The 2,478-nt window shown below is 44.7% G+C and carries 1 protein-coding gene and 1 pseudogene; both read right to left on the bottom strand.

The window, feature by feature from the left end; genetic code table 11:
- The coding region (locus TOL9009_RS38800) for a chloride channel protein (RefSeq protein WP_084763168.1) at nt 1–2,312 on the bottom strand (2,312 nt) is incomplete at its 3' end.
- Nucleotides 2,294–2,478, bottom strand: a pseudogene (locus TOL9009_RS48415) (hypothetical protein); the annotation flags it as partial. The gene TOL9009_RS38800 and the pseudogene TOL9009_RS48415, both read right to left, overlap by 19 nt.

Consider the following 2,478-nt stretch of genomic DNA (forward strand, 5'->3'; position numbering starts at 1 on the left):
GGGGGGAGGGGGAGAGGGGGGGATGGGGGGAAAGAAGAATTATTCTCCCTGTCTCCCTGTCTCCTTGTCTCCTTGTCTCCCTGTCTCCCTGTCTCCTTGTCTCCTTGTCTTCTTGTCTCAACAGCCGCAGCTAACTTCACCAACAACAAATCGCAGGTAGCTTGCTTAATTAAGGTATCAACAACATTACCAAAAACCTTACCTGGGGTAGATGTATTTCCTTTCCAACCCATCAAAAGTATATCTATATGTTGTTCGTTGATAGTTTCTAAAATTGCTTGGGCTGCATCGTGGGCAACGCGAATCTGTGTATGTAGGGGAATTTCCCACTTTTTCGCCATGACTTCGGCTTGTCTGAGCAAACGGCGACTTTTTGCAGTTCTGACTGTTGTTTCTGATGGGGAACTGTGGCGCGATACTAACATCACTTGGATGCATTCTATTTCATAATGGCGATCGCGGGCAATTGAGAAAGCCATTTCTAATAAAGTTGCTGCTGTTTTGGGATTAGCGATGGGTACTAATAATTTGCCTCTGCCGATGCTAGGCGATCGCGTTTGATAAACTACATAAGAAGGTTCTGGTTGTACTCCGGGCGATGGATTTGTACAATTTAGATGATCTGCTTCCGCGCGAATTATATCTGCACGGGTAATAATCCCAATCAGCCTTCGTCCTTGCAGTACCGGCAAGCGACTGATTTTATAACGGTCTAATAAATATAGTACATTGCTTAAATTATGGGTGGGTGATACTGTCACCGGACTGGTGGTCATGATTTCCTTTAAAGGAATATCATTTGCAAGATTGCGATCGCCTATTTTGAGTAAGTCTGATTGGGTGACAATTCCAACTAACTTCCCTTCTTCCACCACCGGGAAACCACGATGATGAGAACGGGCAAATGCCTGCATTGCTTCTTCTAAAGTTGTCTCTGCTTCTAGAGTTTCCACTCGTTCCTGCATTACTTGTTTTGCAGTTAACTGTGTCAATATTCCTTCACTAGAAACCTGTTTATTGATAGTTATGCCATTTATAAACAATAGTTTGTCATACAATGACCCTGGCACAACTTTGTCAGCAACTAAGTAAGATGTCACAGAAACAATCATTAAAGGTAGCACCAGATTGAAATCTGTAGTCATCTCAAATACAATCACAATTGCGGTGATTGGTACTTTAGAAACCGCGCTGAAAAATCCTCCCATTCCCGCTAGTGCGTAAGTTGTCGGAGAACCCCCACCCAAAAGGTGAAACTCGCTGACACCGACTAAATAGCCTAAAGTAGAACCTAAGATGAGACTGGGTGCAAATAAGCCTCCTGGCGCTCCCGAACCAAACGCAATCAAAGTTAAGATAAACTGAGCGATAAAGGCGATCGCTGCCCATGAAGCATTCGCTTCACCCATAATTATCTGTTCTCGTAAGCCAGTATTATCACGAAAGTAAGCAGGCAGCATTGCCATGATAATTCCCGAAACTAAACCAGCTAACGCCACCCGTAATGGTAAGCTGATGTGCAGACTGCGATAAAATTTTATACTTGCAATCAAACCGCTACTAAACAAAGCACCTAGCAACCCCGCTAGAACTCCCAACAGCAGAAAAAAGGGAATTTCTGGAATTGAGAAGGTGTTAGAATAACTTGATGATTGCAAGTTCAGCGTCAAATTGCCACCACCCAACAGCCTGGATATTACCCCACCAATAAACGAAGCGATGATGGCGGTTCCTAAAGTCATTCCTGATAAATCTTGAAGTAACTCCTCCACAATAAAGAATACCCCAGCGAGGGGAGCGTTGAAAGCTGCTGCCAAACCCGCACCGGCACCCGCAGCAATCATTTGTCGGCGATGATCTGGAGAAGTGGGAACCAAACGACTCATTCCCGCAGCTAAACCCGCACCTAATTGGACGGTAGGTCCTTGTCGTCCTAAAGTTATTCCCGAACCCAAAGCAATAATTGCACTAATTAACTTGACACCTGCCACGCGCCATGATAATTTAATTGGAACATTCGCAAGGGAAGCTTTAACTTGAGGAATACCACTACCAGAAGCCTCAGGTGCAAATCTTTCCACTAAAAAGCCAGCCAAAAAGCCAAAGCTCATACCAACTGCCGGTAATACAATCCACGCTGGGAAAATATGGGACGTATGAACTCGCCATGTACCCAAGTATCCTGCACCAAATTTGAGTAAAACAGCAGATAAAGCAGCAACGACACCAATTAAACAAGCTTCGGCGATCGCTAAACCTCTTCTAGGCTGCCAAAAACTGCGAAAGCGCTGAGTTAGAACAGCAAGCGACATAATATTAAAGATTTAAATTGGGCATTGGGCATTGGGCATTGGGCATTGGGCATTGGGCATTGGGCATTGGGCATTGGGCATTGGGCATTGGGCATTGGGCATTGGCATTGGGCATTGGGAATTAAAGAGGCTCGATTTTTGATGCGCGTTCTATATCTAATAGCAT

This window comes from [Scytonema hofmanni] UTEX 2349 (assembly GCF_000582685.1).
Lineage (GTDB): Bacteria > Cyanobacteriota > Cyanobacteriia > Cyanobacteriales > Nostocaceae > Hassallia > Hassallia hofmanni.